Origin of the sequence: Staphylococcus sp. HMSC65H10, from assembly GCF_001839185.1 — a bacterium.
In the GTDB taxonomy this organism is placed as follows: Bacteria; Bacillota; Bacilli; order Staphylococcales; family Staphylococcaceae; genus Staphylococcus; species Staphylococcus simulans.
This window is the reverse complement of the sequence record NZ_KV840418.1, coordinates 1-321: the sequence shown is the minus strand read 5'-3', so window position 1 is coordinate 321 and position 321 is coordinate 1. Positions and strand designations below refer to the sequence as shown.

The 321-nt window shown below is 42.1% G+C and carries 1 protein-coding gene; it reads right to left on the bottom strand.

Features of this window, described 5'->3' with window-relative positions; translation table 11 throughout:
* Positions 1 to 321, bottom strand: a 321-nt coding sequence (locus tag HMPREF3270_RS11430) for a Rib/alpha-like domain-containing protein (protein WP_141763152.1), incomplete at both ends; no start/stop codon positions are given.

Here is a 321-nt window from a genome sequence, read left to right as displayed (position 1 = left end):
ATCTACAGTAATAATTGGTTGGTCGCCCTCTTTAGGGAAATCCGGAACACTTACTTTACCTTTGACTTCATCTTCAGTAGTTGCTGTGCCATATGGTTTAGTGATTTCTCCTGCAGTCGGTTCATATTTATCATTTTGCGGTTGTGGAGTCACTGTAACTTTGACTGTTACATGATCTTTTGTACCGTCTGGATATGTCACCGTTACTGGCACATCGAATTCACCTGGTGTTTGACCATTAGGTACTTTTGTTGGATCATCCACTGTGACCACTGGTGTTCCTTTATCCGCTGGGAAGTTCGGTACTGTCACTTTATCTTT